Origin of the sequence: Klebsiella sp. D-Nf1, assembly GCF_002810515.1 — a bacterium.
GTDB classification, from domain to species: domain Bacteria; phylum Pseudomonadota; class Gammaproteobacteria; order Enterobacterales; family Enterobacteriaceae; genus Klebsiella; species Klebsiella variicola.
Map to the genome: position 1 here is coordinate 408,733 of NZ_PIOK01000001.1, position 26,898 is coordinate 435,630.

A 26,898-nucleotide genomic window follows, 5' to 3' on the forward strand; every position below is an offset into this window, starting at 1 on the left:
AAGGCGGAACCGCGGTTCCGCCCTGCGGGATTAGCGGCCCGCTTTCAGCTTCTGGTAATACTCTTCATAAATGGCGCTGGCGCTGCCGACGTCATTCTGCCATTCGCCTTTCTCAATGGTCGCAGCGTCCGGATAGAGCGATTTATCGTTGGCCACTGCCGGGCTGAGCATTTTGCGTGCCGCCAGGTTTGGCGTGGGGTAGCCGATGGTTTCCGCGACCTGTTTGGCGACATCCGGGCGCAGCAGGAAGTTAATCAGCTTCAGCGCGCCGTCGACGTTTTTGGCATTCGCCGGGATCGACAGGCTATCCATCCAGAAGATGCCACCTTCTTTCGGCCAGATCACTTCCAGAGGGGTACCGGCCTGGCGGGCGACGTAAGCCGAGCCGTTCCATACCATCCCGAGGTTCACTTCGCCTTCCATATACGGGTTCGCCGGGTTATCGGAGTTAAACGCCGCGACGTTAGGCATTAGTTTTTTCAGCTCGTTATAGGCGGCTTCAATCTCTTTCGGGTCGGTGGTGTTGCCGGAATAGCCCAGCTTACGCAGCGCCATCTGGAACACCTCGCGCGCGTCGTCGGTCAGCAGCAGGCTGCTTTTGTATTCCGGCTTCCACAGGTCGGCCCAGCTGGTGATGGTTTTCGGATCGATAGCGTCGCTGTTGACGCCGATAGCCGTCGCCCCCCAGATATAGGGGATGGAGTAGTCGTTATTCGGATCGAACGGTTTGTTCAGCATCTGCGGATCGAGGTTGCTGAAGTTAGTCAGCTTGCTCTTGTCGATCTTCTGCAGCATGCCTTCTTTGCGCATCTTGTCGACGAAGTAGGTCGACGGGACGACCAGGTCGTACGCGCCGTCTTTATAGGTCTTGAGCTTGGCGTACATGGTTTCGTTCGACTCGTAGGTCGAATAGATAACCTTGATGCCGGTCTCTTTGGTGAACTGCTCCAGCAGGCCCGGCGGTACGTATTCGGTCCAGTTATAGAAATAGAGCGTTTTGCTATCGTCCGCGTGCGCGGCGCCCATGCCGATTGCCAGAGCGCCGGCTGCGAGCAGGTGGCGTGACCATTTTTTCATTTTAACGTCCCCTGAGTTTTATCACGTGCAATTAACTGACTGGCGATGACCATCACCAGCGACAGAACCAACAGAATCGTGGCCAGGGCGTTCACCTCAGGCGAAACGCCAACCTTGACCATTGAATAGATCTTCAGCGGCAGGATTTCATACCCCGGACCGGTCACGAACGAAGAGACCACCACGTCATCCATCGACAGGGTGAAGCTCAGCAGCCATCCGGCAGCCACCGCTGGCATCGCCAGTGGCAGGATGATTTTGCGCAGGATGGTCATCTCACTGGCACCGAGATCTTTCGCTGCCTCCAGCATCCGCACATCAAAGCCCTTCAGCCGGGAGAACACGGTGACCACCACAAACGGCAGGCAGAAGGTGATATGCGAAAACAGCAGCGACCAGAAACCAAGCTGAATACCAATCAGCATAAACAGCACCAGCAGGGAGATGGCCATGACAATATCGGGCGACATCATCACCACAAACAGCATGCCGCTGACAAACGGTTTGCCGCGAAAGCGGTAGCGGTACAGCGCCACGGCGGTCAGCGAGCCGATAAGGGTGGCGAAGGTCGCCGACAGCACCGCCATGGTCAGGGAGTGCTGTGCGGCCTGCAGCAGGCTATCGTTGTTCATCAGCAGGCTATACCAGTCGGTGGTGAACCCTTGCCAGTTGATACCAAAGCGCGACCGGTTAAACGAGTTAACGATCAGAATAATAATAGGGATGTAGAGATACGCGTAGATGGCGGTCATAAAGCCGCCGCGCAGCAGTCGACCAATCATTCCAGCTCCACTTTTTTATTCAGCAGGCGCGCCGCGCGCCAGTAAATCAACAGCATCAGGCCCATCACCAGGGTTAAGGTAATGCTGGTTGCCGCGCCGAACGGCCAGTCGCGAATATTCAGGAACTGACTCTTGATCACGTTGCCGATCAGCAGGTTCTTGGCGCCGCCCATCAGGTCGGAAACGTAGAACAGCCCCATCGCCGGCAGCATCACCAGCAGACAGCCGGCGATGATCCCCGGCATGGTCAGCGGGATGATAATGCGGATAAAGGTCTGCAGCTTGCTGGCGCCGAGATCTTTCGCCGCTTCCAGCAGCGGGCGATCCAGTTTCTCAATGCTGGAGTAGAGCGGCATCACCATAAACGGCAGCAGGATATACACCAGACCGATAATCACCGCCGAGGGGGTGAACATAATGCGTATCGGCGTGTCGATCACCCCTAACCACAGCAGGAACTCGTTCAGATAGCCTTTGGTACTGAGGAAAATCTTCAGCCCGTAAATACGGATCAACGAGTTGGTCCAGAAGGGGACGATCAGCAGAAACAGCAGCAGAGGGCGCACCTTCTGCGGCAGCCGGGCAAGGAACCACGCAAATGGGTAGCCCAGCGCCAGGCAGGCGAGGGTCGCCAGCAGCGCCATGTTCAGCGAATGCAGCAGCACGTCGTAGTAGAGCGGATCCAGCAGCCGCGAGTAGTTGTCCAGCGTGAAGACCAGCTTGACGAAGTTGGCGTCGTCGCGGGTCAGAAAGCTGGTGGCGATGATCATAAGGTTGGGCAGGAAGACAAACAGCACCAGCCAACCGACGATGGTGGCGATCACCACATTCTGGAATTTACTGGAGTTCTTCATCGGCCAGCACCACCTCCCAGCTCTCCACCCAATTGATAGACATTTTCTGGTCAAGAGAGTGGTCGAAATCCGGGTCGTCTTCGTTAAAGAACTCGCTGACCATCACCATTTTGCCGTTTTCCAGCTCCACCACCGACTCAAGGGTCATCCCCTTATAGTTACGCTCGCGCACATAGCCGATCAGGCCGTCGGCGTCGCTGTTGTGGTGGATCTCATCGACGCGCAGATCTTCCGGGCGCAGCAGGACGTGCAGACGCTGGCCGGCCTCCACGGCAAAATTGACGGTGATATTGCACTCCCGTCCTTCGACACTGGCGCGCACGCGCTGCTCGTCGAGGCGCTCGATCACGGTGGCGTCGAAGATATTGATCTCGCCGATAAAGCTGGCGACGAACAGGTTTTTCGGCTCTTCGTAGATCTCTCGCGGGGTGCCGTCCTGTTCGATTTTGCCATCGCGCATGACCACGATGCGATCGGACATGGTCAGGGCCTCTTCCTGATCGTGGGTCACGAAGACGAAGGTGATCCCGAGCTTACGCTGCAGCGCTTTCAGTTCGTTCTGCATCTGCTTGCGCAACTTGTAATCCAGCGCCGAAAGGGATTCATCGAGCAGCAGCAGGCGCGGTTTGTTAACCACCGCGCGGGCGATGGCCACGCGCTGCTGCTGGCCGCCGGAGAGCTGGTGCGGTTTGCGCTGGGCAAAGTCTTCCAGCTGCACCATCTTTAAGGCATCCAGAACCCGCGGGGTGATTTCCGCGGCCGGGGTTTTCTGCATCCGCAGGCCAAAGGCGACGTTCTCGAATACCGTCATATGCGGAAACAGGGCGTAGCTTTGAAAGACGGTATTGACGTGGCGGTTTTCCGCCGGGACATGGGTGATATCGTGATCTTCGAGATGGATCCGTCCGCTGTCGACGTTTTCCAGGCCGGCGATAAGGCGCAGAACGGTGGTTTTACCGCAGCCAGAGGGGCCAAGCAGGGTGAGAAACTCACCATTGTTGATGGTCAGGTTAAGGTTATCGATGACCGTTTTACCATCAAAGCTCTTGCGAATTCCCGCCAGTTGCACCAGCGGCGAACGCGAACGCGGTTGTATATTCAATTTTTGACTCTGTCCCATGTAGACGCAACGGAAACTTCCGACCGCTGCGGGGTTTGTGATTAACCACCTTTGGGGTTGCACGTTTTTAATAAGGGCCAGCATTCTACGGCAAACGAGGGTAATCGCCAATCCTTGATACGCCTGCATAGTCTACCTTTACACCATAACGTCGGTTCCGTTATTAAATTTCGCTTTACGGGCTAAGAATGACCTGACGCAATATTTGTCTTTTCTGGCTTATGAATAATGTTGTCACAAAAGAAGAGGGTGGCTACATGGATAAATTGCTTGAGCGTTTTTTGCAGTACGTTTCTTTGGACACGCAGTCGAAGCCTGGCGTTCGTCAGGTCCCCAGCACGGAAGGGCAGTGGAAGCTGTTACGCCTGTTGCAGGCGCAGCTGGAAGAAATGGGACTGGTCAAGGTAACGCTGAGTGAAAAAGGGACGGTAATGGGAACCCTGCCCGCCAACGTGGAGGGCGATATCCCGGCCATCGGCTTTATCTCTCACGTCGATACTTCCCCGGATTTCAGCGGTAAAAACGTTAATCCGCAGATTGTCGAAAACTATCGCGGCGGTGATATCGCGCTGGGCATCGGCGATGAGGTGCTCTCCCCGGTGATGTTCCCGGTTCTGCATCAGCTTTTGGGGCAGACGCTGATCACCACCGACGGGAAAACGCTGCTGGGGGCGGACGACAAGGCCGGCATCGCCGAGATCATGACCGCGCTGGCGACCCTGCAGGCGAAAAACATCCCCCACGGCGATATCCGCGTGGCCTTCACCCCGGATGAAGAGGTCGGAAAAGGGGCGAAGCATTTCGATGTCGAGGCCTTTGACGCCCGCTGGGCCTATACCGTCGACGGCGGTGGCGTGGGGGAACTGGAGTTTGAAAACTTCAACGCCGCCTCGGTGACCATTAAGATTGTCGGCAATAACGTGCATCCCGGCACCGCAAAAGGGGTGATGGTCAACGCGCTGTCGCTGGCCGCGCGCATTCATGCCGAAGTGCCGGCCGATGAGGCGCCGGAGACCACCGAAGGTTATGAAGGCTTTTATCACCTCACCAGCATCAAAGGCAGCGTGGATCGGGCCGAGATGCACTACATCATCCGCGATTTTGACCGCAAGCACTTTGAGGCGCGTAAACGCAAGATGATGGAAATCGCCAAAAAGGTCGGCAAGGGGCTGCACCCGGACTGCTATATCGAGCTGGTAATCGAGGACAGTTATTACAACATGCATGAGCAGGTGATCGCCCATCCACATGTGGTCGATATTGCCCGCCAGGCGATGGTGGACTGCGATATTGAACCGCAAATGAAGCCGATCCGCGGTGGCACCGACGGCGCGCAGCTCTCGTTTATGGGCCTGCCGTGCCCGAACCTGTTTACCGGCGGCTACAACTATCATGGCAAACATGAGTTTGTCACCCTGGAAGGGATGGAGAAGGCGGTGCAGGTGATCGTACGTATCGCCGAGCTGACGGCGGCAAGAAAAGGGAAATAGCCTTCGCAACCAGGCCGGTCATTCTGCTTGTCGCCCAAGATGCCGGATGGCGGCTTCGCCTTATCCGGTCTACGACTCGTGCGATCTGATGCTAATTTACCCACTTGCGCGACTGAAACTGCCGGTGTTGGCGGCCTCAAAATCGCTGAGACGTTCCCGGAAGGCAGGGGCAGCCCGCATGGATGCGGGCTGAGGGCCGTGTTTTGCATGGACGCTGCCTCGGCCCGACCCGAAGCCTGCAGGGATAAGTCGAAGGCACCACGAAGTGGCGATTTTGCTGGTCGGAGCCCGGGGGTACAGGGGGCGGCGGCGACTGGCCGCCCCCTGTGCGCTCCCTACTTCATGAGTGACATAACGCAGAATACATATTGGGAGCGCAATCTGCTCGGAAATAACACAGAACAAACGTTTTTCCCGGGTCGAAACCGTTGCAAACCGATACAGGAGCTACGGAAATCGTGCTGTTTGTAGGCCCGGCAAGCGCAGCGCCGCCGGGCAGGATGATGGCTCAGTCGCCAAAGAACCAGTAGCCGCTGTTGACCAGCGCTGCCAGCATGGCGAGGAAAGAAGGATCCTCCAGCGCATCGCCAAAATGGTCGGAACGCAGTGTCAGATGGGTGGCTAAGGCGTCCAGCGCCGGGCGGTGCGGGGAGTTGATCTTCTCACCATTGACGAACACCTCGCCGTCAATGCGCAGCACCCGCAGGCCGCCCAGCCGTTCCAGCGTGTCGCCCTGCTGCAGGGCATCGTAAATTTCATCTGGCTGATACGGCGGCTCCGGCGGCGCGACGTCGAGCTCATGACGCGACTGGGTGATAAACTCGCCGAACCACTGTTTAAAGTGCTCTGGTTGGTTAATCAGCCCCAACATCATCTCGCGCAGGCGGTCGAGTTCGACGGGTAAAATATCCGCCGGATGGTCGCGGGACGGCACGTCCGGATCGGCGTAGCGCTGGCTGCCCAGTTCGCGCTGGAGAACGTAGTCGGCAAAGCCGCTGAACAGCTCGCGGGCATTCGGCGCGCGATAGCCGACCGAATAGTTGAGCGAGTTTTCCAGCGAATACCCCTCATGCGGGAATCCTGGCGGAATATAAAGAATATCGCCCGGCTCCATCTCTTCATCGATGATCGCCTCGAAGGGGTCAACCTGCAGCAGGTCCGGATGCGGGCAGTGCTGTTTCATCGGCACCTTTTCCCCGACGCGCCAGCGCCGACGGCCGGTGCCCTGAATGATAAACACATCATACTGATCCAGATGCGGACCGACGCCGCCCCCGGGTACCGAGAAGGAGATCATCAGATCGTCGATACGCCAGTCCGGCAGAGCGCGGAACGGATGCATCAGCGCCGCTGAGGGTTCATGCCAGTGGTTAACCGCCTGCACCAGCAGGGACCAGTTGTTTTCACTCAGGTGATCGTAGCTTTCGAAGGGACCGTGACTGACCTGCCATTTTCCATCCTGATGGCTGACAAGGCGGCTATCGACCTCGCTCTCCATGGCCAGTCCAGCCAGTTCGTCCGGGCTTAGGGGGTCGATAAAATTGGCGAAGCCGCGCTTCAGTACCACCGGCCGTTTTTGCCAGTAGCGTTCGATAAAGTCGGGCCAGTTAAGCGTTAATTGATAATCCATATTGATATTCCACTGCAGGTGTCTGACAGGGATTATAACGGATGCGGCGCCCCGGCGATGCAGGCGCCGTTAAAAAACTCAATGATTAACCCTGTTTATCTTCCATCAGCTGGCGGCCAAACACCACCTCCATGCAGGCGCCGCCGAGCAGGCTTTCGCCGGCGATAATCTCCCCGTCATATTGTTCGACGATTTCGCGGGCGACGGAGAGCCCCACACCCTGGCCGGGACGCAGCGTATCTGCCCGCTGGCCGCGGTCAAAGACGGCGCGGCGTTGGCTCTGCGGGATCCCCGGGCCATCGTCTTCCACCAGAATATGCAGATGGCTGTCGGTGGTTTGGCGCACGGAAACTTCCACGAACTCCAGACAGTACTTACAGGCGTTATCGAGAACGTTACCCATCACTTCCATAAAATCGTTCTGCTCGCCGACAAAAGTGATCTCCGGCGAGATGTCGAGCGAGATATTGACCCCTTTACGCTGATAGACCTTGTTGAGGGCGGAGGTCAGGCTGTCGAGCAGGGGGGCGATCGGGTGCAGTTCCCGGCTCAGCAGGGTACCGCCGCTGCGCATGCTGGCGCGATGCAAATAGTAACCAATCTGCTGCGAAATGCGGCTTATCTGCTCCAGCATCACCGGCTCCGCCTCGTCGACGCTGATCTTCTCGCCGCGCAGCGAGCGAAGCGTACTCTGCATCACCGCCAGCGGCGTTTTCAGGCTGTGGGTGAGATCGGTGAGGGTCGTGCGGTATTTGTCATAGCGTTCACGCTCGCTGCGAACCAGGCGGTTAAGGTTGCTGACCAGCCGGGTCAGCTCGCGGGTGGTGTTGGGATTGAGCTTTTCGCGGTGGTGCTCCTCCAGCTCACGCACCTCTTTCGCCAGCGACTCGATAGGCCGCAGGCTCCACCAGGCGGCGACCCACAGCAGGGGGATCACCAGCAGCAGGTTGGCGGCCAGCACGTAGATAAACCAGCTCCACACCATATAGCTGCGCTTGAGCTCCACCGGAATGGTATCGACCACCACAATGCTGAGCTGGGGCATTTTGCTGGTGGCCGGGTAGAGGTTGATTGCCACCGAGTGGGTCATCTCCGAATCGTCGCCCTGCTCGCGGATGGCGTCCAGCTGTTCCTGAATCTCGTGGTTGTTGCGCAGCAGCATGCTACTGCTGTCGACATCGGCTTCGATCTCATGGAAACCATTGCTCTTCAGCCATTCCGGTTGAATGCGTTTCGCCAGCCAGGGGACATCGCGCTGCGCCCACAGCAGTTTACCCTTCTCATCGTAGATAAGGGTCACCGTCGGGCTTTCCATATTCAGGTTTTCCGGGATATCGACGTCAATAGCGCCGTTCTCCCATTTCGCCAGCATATAGAAGAGATTGCTCTCGCCGCGCAGCAGGCGGAAGGTGGTTTTATCGAAGCTGACGCTGTAGCCCACCAGCGCTACCATGCCATAGGCCAGCGACAGCACCAGCACGACCCCGGCGGTCGCCAACAGGAAGCGAACCCGTAATGACAGCGGGAAGATATGTCGCAACAGTCCCTTCATCAGCGCAGTTCGAACAGATAGCCCTGGCCGCGCACCGTGGTGATGACGTCCTGCGGGTATTCAGCCTGAATTTTCTTGCGCAGCCGGCCCATCAGTACGTCGATGGTATGGCTCTCACGCAGTTCGGCATCCGGGTAAAGCTGGAGCATCAGGGAATCTTTGCTGACCACTTTGCCGCGGTTGCGGATCAGGGTTTCCATAATGGTGTACTCAAAGGCCGTCAGCTTGATCGGCTGATCGTTGACTGACAGCTCGCGCCGGGAGAGGTCGACCTGGAACGGCGGCAGGGAGATCACCTGCGAGGCCAGGCCGCTGTTGCGGCGCAGCAGCGCCTGCATGCGGGCGGCAACCTCTTCAATATGGAATGGCTTGGTGACGTAATCATCCGCCCCGGCGCTCAGCACTTCCACTTTATCCTGCCATCCTTCGCGGGCGGTCAGCACCAGCACCGGCAGCGACACATCGTGGCTGCGCCAGCGGCGGATCAGCGATAGTCCGTCTTCATCCGGCAGGCCGAGGTCGACGATGGCGATATCCGGGAGATGTTCGCCCAGATAGTAGTCCGCTTCCCTGGCATCTTCCGCCGCATCGACCTGATGGCCCAGCTCCTGCAGCTGAACTTTGAGGTGGTGACGCAGCAGGGCGTTATCCTCAACCACGAGTACGCGCATGACTGTTCTCCCTTCCTGTGTTGATAGTAATCTGACGCTCATTATATACGCAAAATATAAACAGCTGTTAAATAAAGCTTTTTATACCATCGGCGCATAACACCGCCAGGCAGGGCAGCCTTCGGCGATGCCCTTTGCGCATAGTGCATGGAACTCCTTCATTCTATGCGTTATTTCAGCAAACGCCCAGCGGTAGGGCGCGGGCAGTGCGCGGGTTGGTGATGTTAATTTTTTGTGTAATAGTGCTGGGATCACCTCTCAATGACGCCGCAGGTTATCCATTATGTCTCAGCAGCAGAGCGCGGACTGGGTCAGGCTGGCGCAGTCGCCCAGCCAGACGGAACGCATCGAAGCCTTCTTCGGCGGCCACGGCTACGAGCCGCACCGGCATGATACCTATGCTATCGGCCAGACGATTGCCGGCGTGCAGAGCTTTCACTATCGCGGCGGGCAACAGCACAGTCTGCCTGGCGGGACGATGGTGCTTCACCCGGACGAAATACACGACGGCGAGGCGGGCACCGAGGCGGGGTTTCACTACCGCATGGTCTATATCGAACCGGCGCTGATCCAAAAGATACTCGGCGGCAGGCCATTGCCGTTTATCCCCGGCGGCCTGTCGGCGGATCCGCGTCTGCGTTGCGCCGCGCAGCCGTTGTTAAAAGCGGTCACGGACACCTTCGAGCCGCTGGAGGAAGAGGATGCTCTGTACGACCTGGCGCAGACCCTGGCTGTGGTCGGCGGGCAGCGTTCCCGTCGCCAGGCATTTGACTATCAGGCGGCGGAGAGGGCCCGGGAGTATATCCATGCCTGTTTTATGCAGGATATGACCCTCGACACCTTATCGCAGGTGAGCGGCCGGGACCGCTGGAGCCTGAGTCGTGATTTCAGAACGCTGTACGGCACCAGCCCGTGGCGTTACGTCATGATGCGCCGGCTCGATTTTTGCCGCCAGCGGATGCGCGCCGGGGATCGTCTGGTGGATATTGCCGCCGACGCGGGCTTTGCCGATCAGAGCCACATGACACGCCAGTTTATCAGCCGCTTTGGTCTCTCTCCGGGCCGCTGGCTGCGGGCGATCCGCGGCTAGCGCGGTGCAGGTTGCACAATCGTTCAAGCGTGACCGCGGCGAGGCGAACTATGCTGACTGCCTTTATCACAAGGAGACAGCCCATGTATCAACTCGTTAATCTTGCTCAGAAATTTTCCCTGTTCAGCGAACAATGGCAGCCCAAAGTGGTGGCTGAGATGAACGACTATCAGTTCAAGATCGTCCGCATCGCCGGCGATTTTATCTGGCACAGCCACCCGGAAACCGATGAGACACTGATGGTGGTGGAGGGGGTATTACGCGTGGACTTCCGCGACGGACATGTGCTGGTGAAGGCCGGGGAGATGATCGTCGTGCCGCGCGGGGTGGAACATAAGACCTCGGCGGAGACGGAAGCGAAGCTCATGCTGATTGAGCCGCGTGGCGTGCTGAATACCGGCCATGAGGGCGGTGAGCGGACGGCGGTGAACGACGTCTGGATCTGATTGCTTTCCGGCGACAAAACGCCCCTCTTTCCGGCGGAAAGAGGGGCAGGGCGATTACTTCAGCTCGTCAACCATGGTGGTTGCCCGACCAATATAGTTGGCCGGGGTCATCGCTTTGAGGCGCACTTTTTCGTTTTCCGGCAGGGCGAGGCTGTCAATAAACTGCTTCATCCCTTCCGCGTCAACGCGTTTGCCGCGGGTCAGCTCTTTCAGCTTCTCGTACGGTTTTTCGATACCGTAACGGCGCATCACGGTCTGGATCGGCTCAGCCAGTACTTCCCAGTTGTGATCCAGTTCGTCCAGCAGGCGATCCTGGTTCAGCTCCAGCTTGCTGATCCCTTTGAGGGTGGACTGATAGGCGATCAGCGCATAGCCGATGCCTACGCCGAGGTTACGCAGGACGGTGGAGTCGGTCAGGTCGCGCTGCCAGCGGGAAACCGGCAGTTTGCTGGCCAGGTGCTGCATGACCGCATTAGCCAGGCCGAGGTTGCCTTCGGAGTTTTCGAAGTCGATCGGGTTCACCTTGTGCGGCATGGTGGAGGAGCCGATCTCTCCGGCGATGGTCTTCTGTTTGAAGTGGTTGAGCGCAATGTAGCCCCACACATCGCGATCGAAGTCGATCAGAATGGTGTTGAAGCGCGCGATGCAGTCAAACAGCTCAGCGATATAGTCATGCGGCTCGATCTGGGTGGTGTACGGGTTCCACTGAATGCCCAGAGAGGTGACGAACTCTTCGCTGAACTGATGCCAGTCGACTTCCGGGTAGGCCGCGATGTGGGCGTTGTAGTTACCCACCGCGCCGTTGATTTTACCGAGGATTTCCACCTGGTTCAGCTGACGGTACTGGCGCTCCATACGGTAGGCGACGTTCGCCATCTCTTTACCCATGGTGGACGGCGTTGCCGGCTGACCGTGGGTACGGGAGAGCAGCGGCACATCGCGGTACTGGGTTGCCAGATCTTTTACCGCGTCAATCAGCTTGCGCCAGTAAGGCAGAACCACTTCGTCGCGGGCGGTTTTCAGCATCAGCGCGTGGGAGAGGTTATTGATGTCTTCAGACGTACAGGCGAAGTGAATAAACTCTGATACCGCGTGCAGCTCGGCGACGTCAGCGACTTTCTCTTTCAGAAAATACTCTACCGCTTTCACGTCGTGGTTGGTGGTGCGCTCGATGGTTTTGATGCGCTCAGCGTCTTCGACGCTGAAATCGGCGACGATTTTGTCAAGGAAACCGTTTGCGTCGGCAGCAAAAGCAGGAACTTCCTTGATCGCTGCGTGGGCGGCCAGTTTTTGCAGCCAACGTACTTCCACCTGAACGCGGAATTTCAGCAAACCGAATTCGCTGAAGATACCGCGCAGCGCGCTGACTTTATCGCCGTAGCGGCCGTCTACAGGGGAAACGGCGGTCAGTGAGGATAATTCCATAGATCACAACTCCGGGGTTAAATGAGCAAGAATTTGCTTTGCCTGGTTAACCAGACGATTACGGGAAAACATTAGCTGCAGACGTCCGCCGCCCACCTGATGCCAGAGCACCGCGGCGCGAATACCCGCCAGCAGCGCTGAGCGAACTTTCGCCTGCACCTGCGGGCTTTGCAGCACGGCAGGGGAGCCGGTCACCTGAATACGCGGCCCCAGCGGGCTTATCACGTCAACATAGATGCCTGCCATGGCGCTGAGCAGCGTTTCGGACTGCAGGTCAAAGTGTTCCAGTTGACGGTGCAGGCCGGCGATGCGGTTGCCGAGCGTGTCCATCGCCCCTTTACTGGCGGCGAGCTTGCGCTCCAGCACCATCAGGCTCAGGGTATAGCGCGTCAGTTCAGCATTGAGGCCCTGACGGCTGCTGGTATTGAGCACCCCGAGCAGCGTTTCAAGGCCGAGGCGAAGATTGGCTTCACTGCCACCGAACACCGCCAGCGTCGACTCGGGATCGAGGTCGATGATGCTGTTCAGCGACACATGCAGGGCATCGCTGTCGCAATGTCCCTGATGCGCCAGTTGCTGAACCAGTCGTGCCGCCTGGCAAACGCCAGCCAGCGCCAGCGTGATGTCATAGTAATTCTTCGCCACACATACTCCTTGTCAGCCGTCGGGGCGGTTCGTCCCGACGGAAATAACGCGCGTTCAGGACTGCAGAGGCAGTCGTTGTTCAATAATACCGCCGCCGAGGCATACTTCACCTAAATAGAACACCGCGGACTGGCCCGGGGTGACCGCCGCGACCGGCTCATCAAAGCGGACTTCGATACGGTCTTCATCCAGCGCGGTGACGGTGCAGGGGATATCGGTCTGGCGATAGCGGGTTTTCACCGTGCAGCGCAGGGTGCCCCGCAGCGGTTCACGATCAACCCAGTGCAGCTGTTGGGCAATCAGGCCGACGGACATCAGGCGCGGGTGGTCATGGCCCTGGGCGACGACAAGAATATTGTTCTCAACGTCTTTATCCACCACGTACCACGGATCTTCGCTACCCTCTTTGGTGCCGCCGATACCCAGCCCTTTACGCTGGCCCAGAGTATGGTACATCAGCCCCTGATGGGTACCGATCTCCTCGCCGTCGACGGTGAGGATTTTGCCCGGCTGCGCCGGCAGATAGCGGCCAAGGAAATCGCGGAATTTACGCTCGCCGATAAAGCAGATGCCGGTGGAATCTTTTTTCTTCGCGGTGATCAGATCCAGCTCTTCGGCGATCTTACGCACCTGCGGTTTTTCCAGCTCACCCACCGGGAACAGGCTCTGGGCAATCTGCTCGTGGCTAAGGGTATAGAGGAAGTAGCTCTGATCTTTGTTACCGTCGAGGCCGCGCAGCAGCTGGCTTTTGCCGTCGACATCGGCGCGGCGCACATAGTGCCCGGTGGCGATGTAGTCGGCGCCGAGGTCTTCGGCGGCAAACTCGAGGAAGGCTTTAAACTTGATCTCTTTATTGCACAGAATATCCGGGTTCGGCGTGCGGCCGGCTTTGTACTCTTCCAGGAAGAGCTCAAAGACGTTGTCCCAATATTCGGCGGCAAAGTTAACGGTGTGCAGTTCAATGCCCAGCTTATCGCAGACCGCTTGCGCGTCGGCAAGGTCGGCGGCGGCGGTGCAGTATTCCTCGCCGTCGTCTTCCTCCCAGTTCTTCATGAACAGGCCTTCCACCTTATACCCTTGCTGCAGCAGCAGGTACGCGGAGACCGAGGAGTCGACGCCGCCGGACATGCCGACGATCACTTTTTTCTGGCTTTCTGACATGGAAATACTCGCTACATTGAACTTCGAGGCGGCGTATTCTAGCACGCGCTCACCGTTCATTCACCCCCTGTGAACGGCCAGTTAAATGCGCCAATCAGCGACAGCGGCTGGCGCGGGTCCTGCAGATAACTGCGAATGCTTTCGGCAACCAGCGGTGAACGCAGGTTCGGCGCGTTAAGAATTTCCTCAGCACTGAGCCACAGGCAGCGATCGATATCGCTGTCATGCGGTTCGGTGGCGCACAGATCGCTAAGTTCGATGGCGAACAGGAAGCGCAGAAACGGCGTGTTATCGGGAGCGACCCACTGGTGCATGCGGATGAAGTGCTGCGGCGTGGTGCGAATGCCGGTCTCTTCCCACAGTTCGCGTTCGGCGGCCTGCAGCAGCGTCTCATTGGCCTCCAGGTGGCCCGCCGGCTGGTTCCACAGCGCTTTGCCGTTAATGGTCTCTTCGACGATGAGGAATTTATCCTCGGCATGAACCACGCAGGCTACAGTAACATGAGGTTTAAACATCGCTTTTCCTTTTCGGTTATTCGGCTCTACGCCATTCGCCGTTGGCCAGCCCGTCAAGCGTATAGCCGCCCATGGCGTAGCGGATCAGGCGCAGGGTGGGGAAGCCGACGTGGGCGGTCATCCGGCGCACCTGGCGGTTACGTCCCTCGTAGAGGGTGATTTTCAGCCAGCAGGTGGGGATCGATTTGCGCTCGCGAATAGGCGGGTTGCGCGGCCACAGCCACGCGGGCTCCTCCACCACTTCCACGCCAGCAGGCAGGGTGGGGCCATCGTTGAGCGTGACGCCGTTGCGTAGCGCGGCCAGCGCCTCGGCGGTGGGTTCTCCTTCCACCTGGACGTAGTAAATCTTGCCGGTGCGTTTACCCGGCTGGGTTAGCTTCGCCTGCAGCGCGCCATCGTTGGTCAGCACCAGAAGGCCTTCGCTGTCGCGGTCAAGACGACCGGCGGCGTAGACGCCCGCCACGGGGATAAAATCTTTCAGCGTGCTGCGCCCGGCCTCGTCGGTAAATTGTGGCAACACATCATAGGGTTTATTGAACAAGATCACAGTTTTTGGCTGGTGTTCTTTACGTTGTCTGGTGACTTGTTGTGTGCTGAATCGCTCAACGCGATGTTTTCTAAATGAAGTTTTCTGCATGGTATTTTCAGGCTCTATCAATTGCCGCATTATAGCCTAATTACGAATGCCTTTCATGGATGCAAACATTCAGGTAGTATTGACATGCTCATTACAAATTATTAACAAAAAATTGCTCAAACCGATTCGCACTACAGGCAGGAAGGCGACACGGACGCGATAGCTCCGCTTAGCGGGAAAACCCGGTACGCTGGAGCTGGCCGACTCAGCCAACACCAGGCTCGCGTGAAGAGGGAAGAGCAGAACCAGAAGCGCTCGAAGGAGAGGTTAATGGAAAGCAAAGTAGTAGTTCCGGCGGAAGGTCAAAAAATCACCCTGCAAAACGGCAAACTGAACGTCCCTCACAATCCGATTATCCCGTTCATTGAAGGTGACGGTATCGGCGTTGACGTTACCCCAGCGATGCTGAAAGTGGTTGATGCCGCCGTTGAGAAAGCCTATAAGGGCGAGCGTAAAATTTCCTGGATGGAAGTTTACACCGGTGAAAAATCGACCCAAGTCTATGGCCAGGATGTCTGGCTGCCAGCTGAAACCCTCGATCTGATTCGTGACTACCGCGTTGCTATTAAAGGTCCTCTGACCACCCCAGTCGGCGGCGGCATCCGTTCTCTGAACGTGGCGCTGCGCCAGGAGCTGGACCTCTACGTCTGCCTGCGTCCGGTACGTTACTACCAGGGCACCCCGAGCCCGGTTAAGCACCCTGAACTGACCGATATGGTTATCTTCCGTGAAAACTCAGAAGATATCTATGCAGGTATCGAGTGGAAAGCCGACTCTGCTGAAGCAGACAAAGTCATCAAATTCCTGCGCGATGAGATGGGCGTGAAGAAAATTCGCTTCCCGGAACATTGCGGTATCGGCATCAAGCCGTGCTCTGAAGAAGGCACCAAACGCCTGGTTCGCGCCGCGATTGAATACGCGATCACCAACGATCGTGATTCCCTCACCCTGGTGCACAAAGGCAACATCATGAAGTTCACCGAAGGTGCGTTCAAAGACTGGGGCTACCAGCTGGCTCGCGAAGAGTTCGGCGGCGAGCTGATCGACGGCGGCCCGTGGGTGAAAATCAAGAACCCGAACACCGGTAAAGAGATCGTGGTGAAAGACGTGATCGCCGATGCGTTCCTGCAGCAGATCCTGCTGCGTCCGGCGGAATACGACGTTATCGCCTGTATGAACCTGAACGGCGACTATATCTCTGACGCGCTGGCGGCACAGGTTGGCGGTATCGGTATCGCCCCGGGCGCCAACATCGGTGACGAGTGCGCACTGTTCGAAGCGACTCACGGTACTGCGCCGAAGTATGCCGGCCAGGACAAAGTGAACCCGGGCTCCATCATCCTGTCCGCAGAGATGATGCTGCGCCACATGCAGTGGTTCGAAGCCGCAGACCTGATCGTCAAAGGCATGGAAGGCGCTATCGCCGCCAAGACCGTGACCTATGACTTCGAACGTCTGATGGAAGGCGCTAAACTGCTGAAATGTAGCGAGTTTGGCGACGCGATTATCGCGAACATGTAATCTGGCCCCCAGATTATGTCAGAACGGGAACCTGGTGGTTCCCGTTTTTATTATTAGTTTTCGAACGGTTATCAAAATTTTATCAAAACAAGTTATCAAAACCCCTCCCGAAAAACCTCATAAGGCCACCGTTGTCCACCCCTTCCCACGATCATCATGGTACCTATCCGTTTGTTGTTGAGTTTTATGTCCAAGTAAATCTTTCGTGTTTATACCTTGGGCTTTATATAACCGCTCGGAAAGCGATCTTTGTTCATGGAAAGTTGCCGGTGTACCTTGTCCCCAGTCAATATCTGCACTGTCTCTTGCCTTGCTGAAATTCATGGTCAGTGTTCTGGGTTTCACCTGTGCTCCTCGCTCAGCCTGTGAGGTGGTTCTAAAGAAATGAACCAAATAAGGGCTTACTGCATAATCCCGGCAACGACTGATTACATCTCGGAGGCTCCAGTTGATTGCGTTGCAACGCAGAGCTAATGGTATAGCGATTTTGCTTCCGGTTTTCTCTTGCTCAACGTGTAGATGATCGTCCCAGATGTCCGAGAATTTCATACGGGATATATCACCTAGTCGCTGTCCTGTTACTATGGCTAAAAGCATGGCGTTCCCCATGTATTTGTGATTTTCATCGGCTATATCAAAAATCTTTTGCCATTCCTCAAAAGTGAGGCGCTGGCGAGTGATCTTTCTACGAGGTTGTTTAGTTGCTAGTGCAGGGTTATAACCAGGAGGTACTTCTCCCGCATGCTGAGCTTCTTTAAAAACATCTATTAGGACAGAGCGAATGACCTGAGCCATTCTGGGTTGTCCCTCCGCTAAATATTCATCAAGAATTTGCGCAACATCTCGAACATTGACAGCGGATATTAATTTCATTCCTACCCGTTCCTTAAGCAGAGATACTGGTTTTGCTTTTTGTTTGATAGTGTTTTCTTTAATATCTCCGGACTTCAATCTTTCCTGCTGAATCTTCCAGTAACGTTCAAGCCAGGTGTTAGTTGATATTGATTTTCCTGAGCTGGTGGAAATTCTGTCAGTGATTGCCATTATCTGGCGGGTTTGTTGTTCCGCCAGTCTTTTATTTGCTTCAATAGCTATTGCCGTGGCCTCTGCTTCGTCTGTTCCTAGACTATGAAACTTACCAGTTATCGGGTGCTTATAACGCCAATATACTTTATTAACCTTTCTGCTGAAGAGCGGGTATAAATTTGGAATAGATATATTATTTTTACGTGGTCTGGCAGCCATCGTTCAAAATCCTCTGCAAAAGAACAGGGTCGCTTTTCTTTACTACAGGAGTGGTCAATGTACCGACCAACTCAGCATCCTCCCTGACGCGCCAGAATCGACCTTCTTTTTTGGCTGGGGGAGAAAACATATTCTGTTTAGCATAATTCCTGAGAGTGGAAACACTTGGAGGATTGCTTCTGTATTTCTCGTTTGCCCACTCTTCAAGGGTTAACATCTGGAGCATATGTTTTACCTCATCATGGCCCATTGCTGGGCCAGTATCTGAAAATACAAAATCAGTTTTGCATCAATTTTTGCAGCACCTGATTGCCGGCAATTATTCGCTGCCAGATCGCTGATACATAGCGGGCCTGATGAATAGCATCAGCGAGGGCATTGTGACGAGACCCTTCAAACGGGATCGTTGTTTTGGGGTCGAAGCTAATGGCCTGGCCGAGCTCTACCATTGTTCGTACGTCCCGATCGTTCCAGTATTCCCACGGATATACACATCGATGCTTGGGATGACTACAACAGCAAACGAACTCTGGTTGCTTGCCAAAATGCGTAACCGCTGCCTGCGCAAAGCGACGAGGTGCTGATTATGCCTAAAATGGAATCAACAGCAGCTGGTACGGGATGTCAAAGCTAAGTTTAAATATCCCGGGGTGAGGCAAAGCTGAGATGTCCGCTGAGTGCCAGGAGCGGACATTACTGACACAAACACAACCAGCAAATGGATTACCGGGCAGCCCGGGGGCGACATTTCCGGGAGACAATCAACTGGAAACATTTTAATGTGAGAGTTTATGCAGGTCACAGCGTATGTATTACCATATGCCATTGGAAGAATGATGCATGCTACCTTTGAGTGTGGAATAACCAGAAGCCTATTGCGCCGGAGGATGTCTTGCCATGTTGACCGATCTCAGCAGAGATGAAAGTAAAAGACTTGCGGCAATCGACTTGTTGAAAAATCCTGACAAGGGCCGGGATGATGCGTTAAAAAAATATACTCATCTAATATGCCAATTGCTGAACATGCCGATGGGCTTTGTTTCTGTTCTCGATGAAGAAAAGCAATACATCAAATCAGCCCAAAATGTTGCCGTCACGGAAATCAGCCTGAGCGAGGCATTTTGCGTACAGACCCAGGAACAGAGTAAGACATTCATTTGTCATGACACTCATCAGCACCCTACCTTTCGTGACTATCACGCGGTGAAAGAGGCTCCATTCATTCGCTTTTATGCAGGCTGCCCACTTAAAACCCAGGATGGAGTACCCATAGGTACCTTGTGTATCCTCGATACTCAGCCCAGGGAACTTTCAGACGAGCAGCTCGATCTTTTTGAAAAGATTGCAGGACTTATATCGGATTTTCTGGCCTCGTGGCACTCCGTCGGCTACCTCGATATAGTCACGCTATTACCAAACCGGCAGCGACTGCTGAAGGATATAGAGGTTTCAACTGAAGGCGCATTCAGGCTCGTCATTATTGATTGTATTGATATGCCATTAGCCTACGAAATGGCTCGCTCACTCGGTATGACTGCCGTAGAAAATCTACTTCGTAATATGGTCGCAGAGCTGCAGATCCGCCTGCCTTTAGAAGGGCCGCTCTACGCCGTGGCAGTTGGACGATTTGCCTTTTTTACCCATAAGGAAAAAACTCGGACATTAGAAGATATCTCTCAAAGCCTTCAGGGGATCCAGGCCAGGTTTACCCCTGAAGTTCCCCTTGATCTGGATATTCACATGGGTGACTCCGGGCTTTGCGATAAATCTCTGACATCGAATGAAATACTGCGCCGTGCAGTCAGCGCATTGCATGAAGGGATAAGTCAGGGGCGCCGGTTTACAGTTTATGATGACGCACTGGATAGCCGTAAGAAGACTGATTTCAGCCTTCTTACTGAAGTTAGACAAGCGCTACAAGAAAACCAGGGCTTATATCTGGTTTATCAGCCGAAAATCTCACTGGTGACAGGGCGTGTGACGGGAGCCGAAGCTTTGCTTAGATGGCAACATCCTAAAAACGGCGAAGTGTTGCCGGGTGTGTTTATTCCTCTGGTCGAAAAGACCAGCCTGATGCGTGAACTCACAGCATGGGTTATCGATCACACGATTGTGCAACTGAGTGCCTGGCAAAGCCGTGGAGTTTCTTTACCTGTGTCGATTAATCTGGCTGCCAGTGATTTTTCAAGACCAGATTTCTGCGATGAGCTGGAACAGAAAATGCTGGACGCGCGTCTGGATCCCGCCCTGCTGGGGGTGGAGTGTCTGGAAACCGAGAAGATGCTGGAAAGCCCCGCTGCACTTATCGGCTTGGACATGCTCAAACAACGCGGATTTAAAATATCTCTGGATGATTTTGGTTCCGGATACAGCAACATTAATTACCTGCGACAAATCCCGATGGACATCATCAAGCTTGACCGCTCTATTGTGAGTAAGGTTGCTGGCGACAATGCCAGCCGCATCATTGTTCGCAACGTTATCACACTCCTCAAGCAGCTCGACTATATCGTTCTGGCCGAAGGAGTCGAGGACGCTAGGACCGTTGATATTTTAAGAAGGCTGGGCTGCGATGAAGTTCAGGGCTATTTTTTTGCCAAACCGATGACCCCTGATGCTTTTGAAACCTGGTATCACGGCAGAGACGAAGCCTTAAAGTGAACGAGTATTAAGTAAATACGTATGCTCGCCTGCCCGTAATATACAAATAAGAAGGGAACTGGTCATCCTGACCTGCTCTCCATTGATTATCAGAGGCCGATGCTCGTCCTGCATCCGGGTAATCATGACAAATTCTCACTTCCGCTTCTCGCTCAAAGCAGCCTCTTAGAGACTTGCGTGCGGAAAGATTCGGGTTGCATTTAGGGATCGCAATGGACATCAATCAGCATCGAGGATGAATACGTCAATACTGGGCAGGTATGCCGGATACCCCCTCCCGCTCCACGGGCGGAAGGGGGTAAATAATAATGTCAGGCCGGTCTGCCCGCGAATAAAGAAGTCGCTATTTTTTTTGGGTGATTTTCGTCACTGAACCTGTTTGAGTTTTGTCCCCGACAGCGCCATACATCGACACCACATAAACGGCGCCATCAGGCGCGGCAGTCAGGTGGTTTGGTGTTTCATCCATCGGAATATTAGCGACCAGTTTACCGTCCTTGTTCAGAACAGCAACGGTTCCACCTGCACGCGTGGCGGCGAAAACCTGAGACGTCACTGGATCCCAGACGACAGATACGCCTCCGGCACCAATATAAGTATCTGCGAGAACCTTACCGTCCGCATCAAGAACCACGACATTGTTCGTTTCCTGGGAAGCAACATAAAGACGGCCAGTCGCCGGATCGCGAGTGATGTCTGTTGCCCCCTGCGCCTCAGGCACTTTCACCGTCGTGCTCTTACCCGTTTTGAGATCAATCCAACCTACCCATGGCGTATCACGGCTGACGCCGAAAAGTTTCCCTCCTGCACTGTCAAGGGCAAGATCGGTATTGTTAAACATGTTTTTGCCATGTTCCACTACGAACTCAAGTTGACCGATGTGTTCAAGTGATTTTGTGTCATATACCTCGATAAATCCGGTCAGCGCTGCACTGACATAGGCACGATTGTGGGCTTCATCAATAATCACATCGCGTGGATGTACAACAGACCCTTCGGGAAAGACTTTCACCACAGAAAGGGTCTTTGCGTCATAGACGGTCACCGTCTCGGCAAGCGTGTTCGTCGTCCATACATGGTTATGGGCATTATCAACACCGACTCCGAATACTCCAATCTGCTCTCCCTTTTTGTCTTTAGGCAGCGTCGCCTCCGCTTCGACAGCCAGCGTTCTTGCGTTCAGTCTCATCAGCCGGCTACCATCCTTCGGGCCGCGTGCAGAAGTCACGAAGAGCTTCCCATCGGCCGACACTGCCGACTGGTAAGCCCGCTCACCGACGGGAATTGTTTGCAGCCTGAAAGCCTCAGTGTTTTTCGGGGGAACAACCTTGGACAATTTCAACATAACCTGCGAAACGCTCGCGGGATTTTGCGTGATAACAGTGAGTGGATGAAGGCCTGTAGCAGCGTCGGCCGGAACGTTTAGTGGAATAGTGAGATTTCCCTTCTCATCGGCAGCCAATGGCTTCGGCGTAAGGACTTCAGCACCATTCAGCATGGTGACAGTCGCACCTGTTGGCAGGTTCTTAATCGTGATCACCGTGTGATCTCCGGGCTTAACAGGAACTTCCCGTGATCCGGCACGAATACTACCTGGAAAGGTCGTGGTGGCTGCTGCCCATTGACTATCGGCGTATGCCGTTACGACGGTTGACATTGTAATAGTGGAGGCCAACAGCACTGAACGGACTGAAATTGTTCTCATCTTATCTCCATAAACTGTATTGATGCTGCATCTCAATGCAGCCACAGATTATTCCTCACGTACTGAGTGTTACCTTCTGCTATGAGAAATATGTATTGTTATGAGCATACTCAATATATCACGTGGATGTAAATGATTATCATTACTATTTTAGTGGTATATGAATGCCAGGAGTTTGATGTTCAGCGAGCTGAGTTTAGGGGGATCGCATTGTGCCAAGTGCGGACGCTCAGGAATTTAGTTTCAGGCACTTTAAAAGCGAGGTAAGCGACTCGATACGCAGCTGACGCTGACCCGGCATATCACCACCGCATTTTCCGGCGCCAGTTACGGCATTATAACCGCTGAAACCGCCAGTACCTCGTCGTTTGCTAACCAGTTGGCCAGCGCATTTGCATTCTGGCGTAGTGTGGTGGAGGGCTGGTCGATGGCCCTGACCGGCAGTGGCAATATCACCCTGACTGACCCGATCACCGGAAAGCAGGTGACCGTGCCGGCGATAGGCGGGATGGCGAAGGCATCGGATCTTAACGCGCTGGCAAAACTCACCGGAGGAAACAAACTCAACGGCTCGCAGGTTATAACCAGCGATAATGCCGGTTTTATTCTCGGTAAGAACTCAGATCTGGCTCTGCTCAAAAAACAGGGGCAAGGCGGGACAATTGCCGTTGGCTCGGGAACACCGTTCAGGGTTCAGCGTTCAAGAGCGACCACTGTGTCACCGTCAGATACCTTTGATGACATCCTCGTTATTGGGACCGATAACCAGACGACTTTGCCCGGTGGGTTATCAGCTGGCGGCAACATCGATAACACGTCAAAGGGGAAGGTTCTGACGCAGGCGATCGAGCTGTCAATGAGCACGCCTTACATTGACTTCCACTACAACGGCAGCAGTGCGGATTATACCGCTCGCCTTATCCACGACAGGCAGAACCGCCTGAACGCGCAGGTACAAAGTTTTTGGGTAACGGACGGGAGGATCACAGCATCATCGACCATGCCAGCAAACCCAGCCATCGGAACGCAACTGACCTCCAGTCCGGTACGCTCATTGATGGCCGGGCGCGGGGCCTATGGTGACGTGGACGGGGCTTACGTACAGATGTACATGGAAGAGCAGGTCGGGACTGAGCACCGGCTTGTGCTGTACGCGGATGGGTTCGGACGTACTGACGCATGGATATTCCGTGCTGGCGGCACCATTTCCACTGGCAAAGGGGACGTCCTGACTACCGGCTCAGACGTGCGGCTGAAAGAGGATTTTACGGAATCTCAGGAAGGTGCCTCCAGGCGCATTAACGCGCTGGGGGTATGCGAGTTCAATATGAAGGGCGAAACACGCAGGAGGCGTGGGTTTATAGCCCAGCAAGCTGAGAAAGTTGATGACCTGTATACCTTCCCCGGCATCGAGCAGGAGATTGATGGCGAAATATTCAGGGTGATGAATGTGGATTACACGGCCATCATCGCCGATTTGGTGACCGTGGTACAGGATTTGATTAGGCGAGTTGACGACCTAGAAAGTTGAGGAGCATAAAAAATCCCCCGGAGGCACTTGCCGGGGGCAACTGAAACGACATTAATTGCTGTGTACATCACAGAATAATTTGCAGTAAACGATAAGTAAGTTCAAGTAAAGTTCTACTGGTCAGATGTTGTGTCGTTTTTTAATAACCTACCAAAATTAATAATGCAATAGTGCTAAATCCTGTTGGGTTTTCATGTTTAAGGATTTAAAACTAAAGTAATACTTTTCATCAGATAGAAATCATAAAAATAGATTCAGGGAAATGGATGCTAAATATTATTATTGACACGTTTATAATTAATTGAGGTGCAATCTTGTAATTTTTACACCCATGTTATAAATTTGTAATGCAGGGCAGTTTTATCTTGTAATTTCGTGGGTTGTAGTGATATCGGTTCTTAGCGATTTTTAATAGGCTTTCTATGTTAACAAATTTCCCGGATGAAAAATACATATCTGATAGAAATTCATCGTTTATTAAACGAGTATTTTTTTTACGTCAGATAGGTGTCGTTCTTTGCTTTCTTCCTATATATTCTGTCCTCCAGGAGCAGTCACATCAAAAAATAACAATAGCCTTGTTAATTCTGAATGCACTCATCTGGCCATCGGTTGCTTATCTGGCAAGCATGATGTCGAAGGATATGCTGGGTACTGAAAAAAAGAATATGATACTTGATTCATTCTGGGCTGGTATCTGGATAGCCGTAATGCAAATTAGTCCAATTCCATCATTATTCATAATTTCAGTTCAAATAGCTGATCGCTATGCTGCTGGTGGATGGAAAATTTTAAAACCAGCATTAACGTGTATGATGATTAGTTTCCTGGCAGTTTGGTTAGCAAATGATTTCAGATATACGATTGAATTCAGTACCCGAACGGTATTGCTTTCTTTACCCTTGGCAACCTGCTATCCCATTGTATTGAGTGTAGTTTCAAGACATTTATCTATAAAGTTGAGGAAAAGAAGGGAGTTACTGGAAAAGCAGGCCCTGATGGATCCTGGTCTAGATCTTCCAAATCGCCGTTTTTTTGAGCAGAAAATGGAAAGTGCTTTTCGTGCGACGCGTAAAAAAAGAATTCATTCATATCTTATGCTCATTGATGTTGATAATTTTAAAAAAATTAATGATACCTATGGTCATGAAGTAGGCGATGCGGTGTTATCTCGTATATCAACAATATTACGAGAGTGCGCTGGTGAGAAGGACGTGCCAGCAAGAATTGGTGGCGATGAGTTGGCTATAATTGTTAACAACAGTAATAGCAAGCTTGTTATAGCTATGGTTCATTTAATTCAAAAAAATATTAAAGATCTTTCATTGCCTTCCCACAAAGATATGTACTGTACCGTCAGTATCGGTATTTCTTGTGCAGAAAATAAAGAATCAATCATCGAGTGGATCAAAGAGGCTGATGAAATGCTATATGAAGTTAAACGTAACGGAAAGAATGGATATTGTATACCAAATAATTGAAGATGATATGATTTCTTTTCTCATGATTTTATACATATATATGTTTAAGAACGTTTATTATCCACAGTTTTAACAAGGATTAATCTCTTCGAAACCACAAGCGCCTTTCAACTTACATTGGACATCTGCCACCCAAGTCATTCGCTTAATGCAACTATCTGATCCAAATAGTTTTAATAATGAAATCATGTTTCTTTTTTTACCTTTTTTTTCATTTGATTTGAATAATCGATCGATACTCAAAGTATGATAGTTTTTGCCTATCATTAGATCGTTATCGATCATTTTAAACTATTTCTCTTTCATATTTAATTATGACACGATTAGGATTATTCTTAGTTCCGGTGTTTTTTTAATGATAAAGAACAGTGTGGAAATAGAATCCTATAGATTTGTTTTAGAACCATCTTACAAAAAAGATGGTTCTGTACATTCTTGGGAAATTCTCACGAAAAATGTTAAAAAAAAGAATGCTAATGGTTATCTTGCTAATGAAAGTGCTTTTTGTTTCAGCGCACTAAGTGACAAAGAAAAAATCGATTTGTTTAATAAACAGATATTGACAATTGAAGAAATTGACGCTTCTAAATTGAAGTTAAAGCCAGTTTCGTTGAATGTTGACAGCCTAATTAGCGATTACATCTTGAATGATAAATATATTAGCGATTACTTAAAAAAACAAAAAAACATTGCCTTTGAGATTAACGAAGAGTTTCATGAATTTAATACTAAATGCTGTATGAGTGACTTAAAGTGTCTTTCGAAATTGTGTCCAGTATGGCTGGATGATTTTGGGAGGGGCTTAACAAGTATTACAATTATTCAGATGTTTAATTTTGAATGTATAAAAATCGATAAAGATTATTTCTGGGAAATACAGTATGAGAGTAAATTATTTAAGGTATTAAATGAAGTAAAATCATACTGCAATTTCGTAATTGTTGAGGGAGTTGAGACAATAGAACAAAAAAATAAAGTACATTCTGTTGTTGATTGCGCTTGCCAGGGAAGGTTGTGGATGAGCGATTACTATTATGTCGAGATTTAAAATAAATGATAACAAAAGATGAGAAATGTCCATTTTGTGGTGCATATTTAATTGCTGAGGACCGCTGCCAAAGTTGCCATGCATTTAAGATTAAAGGGTATGTATCAAGAGACGCTCGCAAAAGAATTAATTTGGTATCTATCGGTACGTCTTTACTGGTAGCGCTCTTTGGAATCTTAGTTGTGTTTCTGGTATCTTTCGGTATCGGTGCATATATTACTATAATTGCGCTTTCTCTTGTTTTTTATTTTATTATGAAAAAGATTCTGTATGTAAAAGAAGAGAAAAAAGGGAAGATGGTTTGGAAAAGAGCAATAATTACATGGTAGATAATTATTAAAATAATATTATAGTGATGGCGCTTTCAATCAAAGCCTCGAATTTCGAGGCTTTTTTATAGTATTTTTATAATGCTTTCAAAGCATGAATTAGAACATCCGAAATATTTAACCCGACTCACAGGGAGTGAGTATTATTGGCTAATAATTCACTATCCAGATGAGCTGAAAAACTCAAAGCCAGTTATCAAAACTGAAAATATACTAATGAATTTCAATAGGTTAGGGCTTAGGCTAAAAACATTAACCACATATCAAAAATACCTATTTTTC

General features: G+C 52.6%; 23 protein-coding genes and 2 pseudogenes. 9 read left to right on the forward strand and 16 right to left on the reverse strand.

All coding sequences use genetic code 11. The features are described from left to right. Positions 1–30: 30 nt before the first annotated feature. The 4 genes from potD to potA are packed head-to-tail and all read right to left on the reverse strand — an operon-like array spanning position 31 to position 3,833. A complete protein-coding gene (gene potD / locus CWM54_RS01925) occupies positions 31–1,077 on the reverse strand; it encodes a spermidine/putrescine ABC transporter substrate-binding protein PotD (protein WP_016160627.1) in 1,047 nt (348 codons plus the stop codon). Beyond that, complete coding sequence (gene potC, locus CWM54_RS01930) at positions 1,074–1,859, reverse strand: spermidine/putrescine ABC transporter permease PotC (protein ID WP_074386314.1); 786 nt, start codon at positions 1,857–1,859, stop codon at positions 1,074–1,076. Before potC ends, potD begins: the two co-directional genes overlap by 4 nt. Beyond that, positions 1,856–2,713, reverse strand: coding sequence for a spermidine/putrescine ABC transporter permease PotB (potB, locus tag CWM54_RS01935; RefSeq protein WP_008806020.1), 858 nt, complete (start codon positions 2,711–2,713; stop codon positions 1,856–1,858). The genes potC and potB overlap by 4 nt, the downstream gene beginning before the upstream one ends. Further along, entirely contained in the window at positions 2,697–3,833 is a 1,137-nt protein-coding gene (gene potA / locus CWM54_RS01940) for a spermidine/putrescine ABC transporter ATP-binding protein PotA (protein ID WP_008806021.1), read from the reverse strand. Before potA ends, potB begins: the two co-directional genes overlap by 17 nt. A 257-nt stretch (positions 3,834–4,090) precedes the next feature. On the opposite strand from potA, the gene pepT reads away from it, so the two are divergent. Then, the gene (gene pepT, locus CWM54_RS01945; RefSeq protein WP_074386311.1) at positions 4,091–5,323 is read left to right on the forward strand and encodes a peptidase T; all 1,233 of its coding nucleotides are present in this window, start codon (positions 4,091–4,093) and stop codon (positions 5,321–5,323) included. A gap of 508 nt (positions 5,324–5,831) precedes the next feature. Here the strand turns inward: pepT and CWM54_RS01955 are convergent. The 3 genes from CWM54_RS01955 to phoP all read right to left on the reverse strand — a co-directional run bounded on the left by CWM54_RS01955 (position 5,832) and on the right by phoP (position 9,176). After that, a complete protein-coding gene (locus CWM54_RS01955; protein WP_100695752.1) occupies positions 5,832–6,953 on the reverse strand; it encodes a cupin domain-containing protein in 1,122 nt (373 codons plus the stop codon). A gap of 85 nt (positions 6,954–7,038) precedes the next feature. Continuing rightward, positions 7,039–8,505 carry a two-component system sensor histidine kinase PhoQ gene (gene phoQ, locus CWM54_RS01960; protein WP_074386309.1) on the reverse strand — a complete coding sequence of 489 codons (1,467 nt, stop codon included), beginning with the start codon at positions 8,503–8,505 and terminating at the stop codon, positions 7,039–7,041. Beyond that, positions 8,505–9,176 carry a two-component system response regulator PhoP gene (gene phoP, locus CWM54_RS01965; protein WP_004150807.1) on the reverse strand — a complete coding sequence of 224 codons (672 nt, stop codon included), beginning with the start codon at positions 9,174–9,176 and terminating at the stop codon, positions 8,505–8,507. Before phoP ends, phoQ begins: the two co-directional genes overlap by 1 nt. 283 nt (positions 9,177–9,459) lie before the next feature. Between phoP and CWM54_RS01970 the strand changes: the two genes are divergently transcribed. Together CWM54_RS01970 and CWM54_RS01975 are read left to right on the forward strand one after the other, a co-directional pair. Continuing rightward, the gene (locus CWM54_RS01970) at positions 9,460–10,266 is read left to right on the forward strand and encodes an AraC family transcriptional regulator (protein WP_100695753.1); all 807 of its coding nucleotides are present in this window, start codon (positions 9,460–9,462) and stop codon (positions 10,264–10,266) included. Positions 10,267–10,349: 83 nt separating this feature from the next. Continuing rightward, positions 10,350–10,712: a cupin domain-containing protein gene (locus CWM54_RS01975; RefSeq protein ID WP_012542212.1), complete on the forward strand. Its 363-nt coding sequence runs from the start codon at positions 10,350–10,352 to the stop codon at positions 10,710–10,712. Between the two features lie 54 nt (positions 10,713–10,766). Here CWM54_RS01975 and purB read toward each other — a convergent pair whose 3' ends face one another. Genes purB through rluE form a run of 5 tightly spaced genes read right to left on the reverse strand, consistent with a single transcriptional unit; the run spans position 10,767 to position 15,125 of the window. Continuing rightward, on the reverse strand, positions 10,767–12,137 hold the full coding sequence (purB, locus tag CWM54_RS01980) for an adenylosuccinate lyase (protein WP_072124892.1): 1,371 nt from the start codon (positions 12,135–12,137) through the stop codon (positions 10,767–10,769). Positions 12,138–12,140: 3 nt separating this feature from the next. Continuing rightward, positions 12,141–12,782 carry a high frequency lysogenization protein HflD gene (gene hflD, locus CWM54_RS01985; protein WP_004140557.1) on the reverse strand — a complete coding sequence of 214 codons (642 nt, stop codon included), beginning with the start codon at positions 12,780–12,782 and terminating at the stop codon, positions 12,141–12,143. A gap of 54 nt (positions 12,783–12,836) precedes the next feature. Then, positions 12,837–13,943, reverse strand: a complete 1,107-nt coding sequence (mnmA, locus tag CWM54_RS01990; RefSeq protein WP_074386605.1) for a tRNA 2-thiouridine(34) synthase MnmA — start codon at positions 13,941–13,943, stop codon at positions 12,837–12,839. 56 nt (positions 13,944–13,999) lie between these two features. Further along, complete coding sequence (locus tag CWM54_RS01995) at positions 14,000–14,458, reverse strand: NUDIX hydrolase (protein ID WP_100682195.1); 459 nt, start codon at positions 14,456–14,458, stop codon at positions 14,000–14,002. 16 nt (positions 14,459–14,474) lie between these two features. Then, on the reverse strand, positions 14,475–15,125 hold the full coding sequence (rluE, locus tag CWM54_RS02000; RefSeq protein ID WP_032729972.1) for a 23S rRNA pseudouridine(2457) synthase RluE: 651 nt from the start codon (positions 15,123–15,125) through the stop codon (positions 14,475–14,477). 240 nt (positions 15,126–15,365) lie between these two features. On the opposite strand from rluE, the gene icd reads away from it, so the two are divergent. Further along, entirely contained in the window at positions 15,366–16,616 is a 1,251-nt protein-coding gene (gene icd, locus CWM54_RS02005; RefSeq protein ID WP_008806032.1) for an NADP-dependent isocitrate dehydrogenase, read from the forward strand. A 117-nt stretch (positions 16,617–16,733) separates the two neighbouring features. Here icd and CWM54_RS02010 read toward each other — a convergent pair whose 3' ends face one another. The 3 genes and pseudogenes from CWM54_RS02010 to CWM54_RS02020 form a co-directional block, all read right to left on the reverse strand. Then, positions 16,734–17,861, reverse strand: coding sequence for a site-specific integrase (locus CWM54_RS02010; RefSeq protein ID WP_100695755.1), 1,128 nt, complete (start codon positions 17,859–17,861; stop codon positions 16,734–16,736). Then, positions 17,842–18,087 (reverse strand): excisionase, encoded by a 246-nt coding sequence (locus CWM54_RS02015; protein WP_012542206.1) that lies wholly within the window; start codon positions 18,085–18,087, stop codon positions 17,842–17,844. Before CWM54_RS02015 ends, CWM54_RS02010 begins: the two co-directional genes overlap by 20 nt. Before the next feature lie 52 nt (positions 18,088–18,139). Further along, positions 18,140–18,352: pseudogene (locus tag CWM54_RS02020) on the reverse strand (3'-5' exonuclease); the annotation flags it as partial. A gap of 406 nt (positions 18,353–18,758) precedes the next feature. Here CWM54_RS02020 and CWM54_RS02025 point away from each other — a divergent pair. Then, entirely contained in the window at positions 18,759–20,522 is a 1,764-nt protein-coding gene (locus CWM54_RS02025) for an EAL domain-containing protein (RefSeq protein WP_064151304.1), read from the forward strand. Positions 20,523–20,865: 343 nt separating this feature from the next. Here CWM54_RS02025 and CWM54_RS02030 read toward each other — a convergent pair whose 3' ends face one another. Then, the gene (locus CWM54_RS02030; protein ID WP_100695757.1) at positions 20,866–22,227 is read right to left on the reverse strand and encodes a YncE family protein; all 1,362 of its coding nucleotides are present in this window, start codon (positions 22,225–22,227) and stop codon (positions 20,866–20,868) included. 274 nt (positions 22,228–22,501) lie between these two features. Between CWM54_RS02030 and CWM54_RS02035 the strand changes: the two are divergent. From CWM54_RS02035 to CWM54_RS02050, 4 genes and pseudogenes are all read left to right on the forward strand, one after another. Then, positions 22,502–23,758 (forward strand): annotated as a pseudogene (locus CWM54_RS02035) (tail fiber domain-containing protein); the annotation flags it as partial. 422 nt (positions 23,759–24,180) lie between these two features. Continuing rightward, complete coding sequence (locus CWM54_RS02040; protein WP_047666393.1) at positions 24,181–25,239, forward strand: diguanylate cyclase; 1,059 nt, start codon at positions 24,181–24,183, stop codon at positions 25,237–25,239. Positions 25,240–25,594: 355 nt separating this feature from the next. Then, a complete protein-coding gene (locus CWM54_RS02045) occupies positions 25,595–26,287 on the forward strand; it encodes an EAL domain-containing protein (protein WP_080930058.1) in 693 nt (230 codons plus the stop codon). Positions 26,288–26,292: 5 nt separating this feature from the next. Continuing rightward, positions 26,293–26,616, forward strand: coding sequence for a hypothetical protein (locus tag CWM54_RS02050; RefSeq protein ID WP_100695758.1), 324 nt, complete (start codon positions 26,293–26,295; stop codon positions 26,614–26,616). Positions 26,617–26,898: the final 282 nt, after the last annotated feature.

Coding starts and splice junctions, on each gene's coding strand:
- potD (WP_016160627.1), bottom strand. CDS start 1,077: ATGAAAAAATGGTCACGCCACCTGCTCGCAGCCGGCGCTCTGGCAATC.
- potC (WP_074386314.1), bottom strand. CDS start 1,859: ATGATTGGTCGACTGCTGCGCGGCGGCTTTATGACCGCCATCTACGCG.
- potB (WP_008806020.1), bottom strand. CDS start 2,713: ATGAAGAACTCCAGTAAATTCCAGAATGTGGTGATCGCCACCATCGTC.
- potA (WP_008806021.1), bottom strand. CDS start 3,833: ATGGGACAGAGTCAAAAATTGAATATACAACCGCGTTCGCGTTCGCCG.
- pepT (WP_074386311.1), top strand. CDS start 4,091: ATGGATAAATTGCTTGAGCGTTTTTTGCAGTACGTTTCTTTGGACACG.
- CWM54_RS01955 (WP_100695752.1), bottom strand. CDS start 6,953: ATGGATTATCAATTAACGCTTAACTGGCCCGACTTTATCGAACGCTAC.
- phoQ (WP_074386309.1), bottom strand. CDS start 8,505: ATGAAGGGACTGTTGCGACATATCTTCCCGCTGTCATTACGGGTTCGC.
- phoP (WP_004150807.1), bottom strand. CDS start 9,176: ATGCGCGTACTCGTGGTTGAGGATAACGCCCTGCTGCGTCACCACCTC.
- CWM54_RS01970 (WP_100695753.1), top strand. CDS start 9,460: ATGTCTCAGCAGCAGAGCGCGGACTGGGTCAGGCTGGCGCAGTCGCCC.
- CWM54_RS01975 (WP_012542212.1), top strand. CDS start 10,350: ATGTATCAACTCGTTAATCTTGCTCAGAAATTTTCCCTGTTCAGCGAA.
- purB (WP_072124892.1), bottom strand. CDS start 12,137: ATGGAATTATCCTCACTGACCGCCGTTTCCCCTGTAGACGGCCGCTAC.
- mnmA (WP_074386605.1), bottom strand. CDS start 13,943: ATGTCAGAAAGCCAGAAAAAAGTGATCGTCGGCATGTCCGGCGGCGTC.
- CWM54_RS01995 (WP_100682195.1), bottom strand. CDS start 14,458: ATGTTTAAACCTCATGTTACTGTAGCCTGCGTGGTTCATGCCGAGGAT.
- rluE (WP_032729972.1), bottom strand. CDS start 15,125: ATGCGGCAATTGATAGAGCCTGAAAATACCATGCAGAAAACTTCATTT.
- icd (WP_008806032.1), top strand. CDS start 15,366: ATGGAAAGCAAAGTAGTAGTTCCGGCGGAAGGTCAAAAAATCACCCTG.
- CWM54_RS02010 (WP_100695755.1), bottom strand. CDS start 17,861: ATGGCTGCCAGACCACGTAAAAATAATATATCTATTCCAAATTTATAC.
- CWM54_RS02015 (WP_012542206.1), bottom strand. CDS start 18,087: ATGCTCCAGATGTTAACCCTTGAAGAGTGGGCAAACGAGAAATACAGA.
- CWM54_RS02025 (WP_064151304.1), top strand. CDS start 18,759: ATGTTGACCGATCTCAGCAGAGATGAAAGTAAAAGACTTGCGGCAATC.
- CWM54_RS02030 (WP_100695757.1), bottom strand. CDS start 22,227: ATGAGAACAATTTCAGTCCGTTCAGTGCTGTTGGCCTCCACTATTACA.
- CWM54_RS02040 (WP_047666393.1), top strand. CDS start 24,181: ATGTTAACAAATTTCCCGGATGAAAAATACATATCTGATAGAAATTCA.
- CWM54_RS02045 (WP_080930058.1), top strand. CDS start 25,595: ATGATAAAGAACAGTGTGGAAATAGAATCCTATAGATTTGTTTTAGAA.
- CWM54_RS02050 (WP_100695758.1), top strand. CDS start 26,293: ATGATAACAAAAGATGAGAAATGTCCATTTTGTGGTGCATATTTAATT.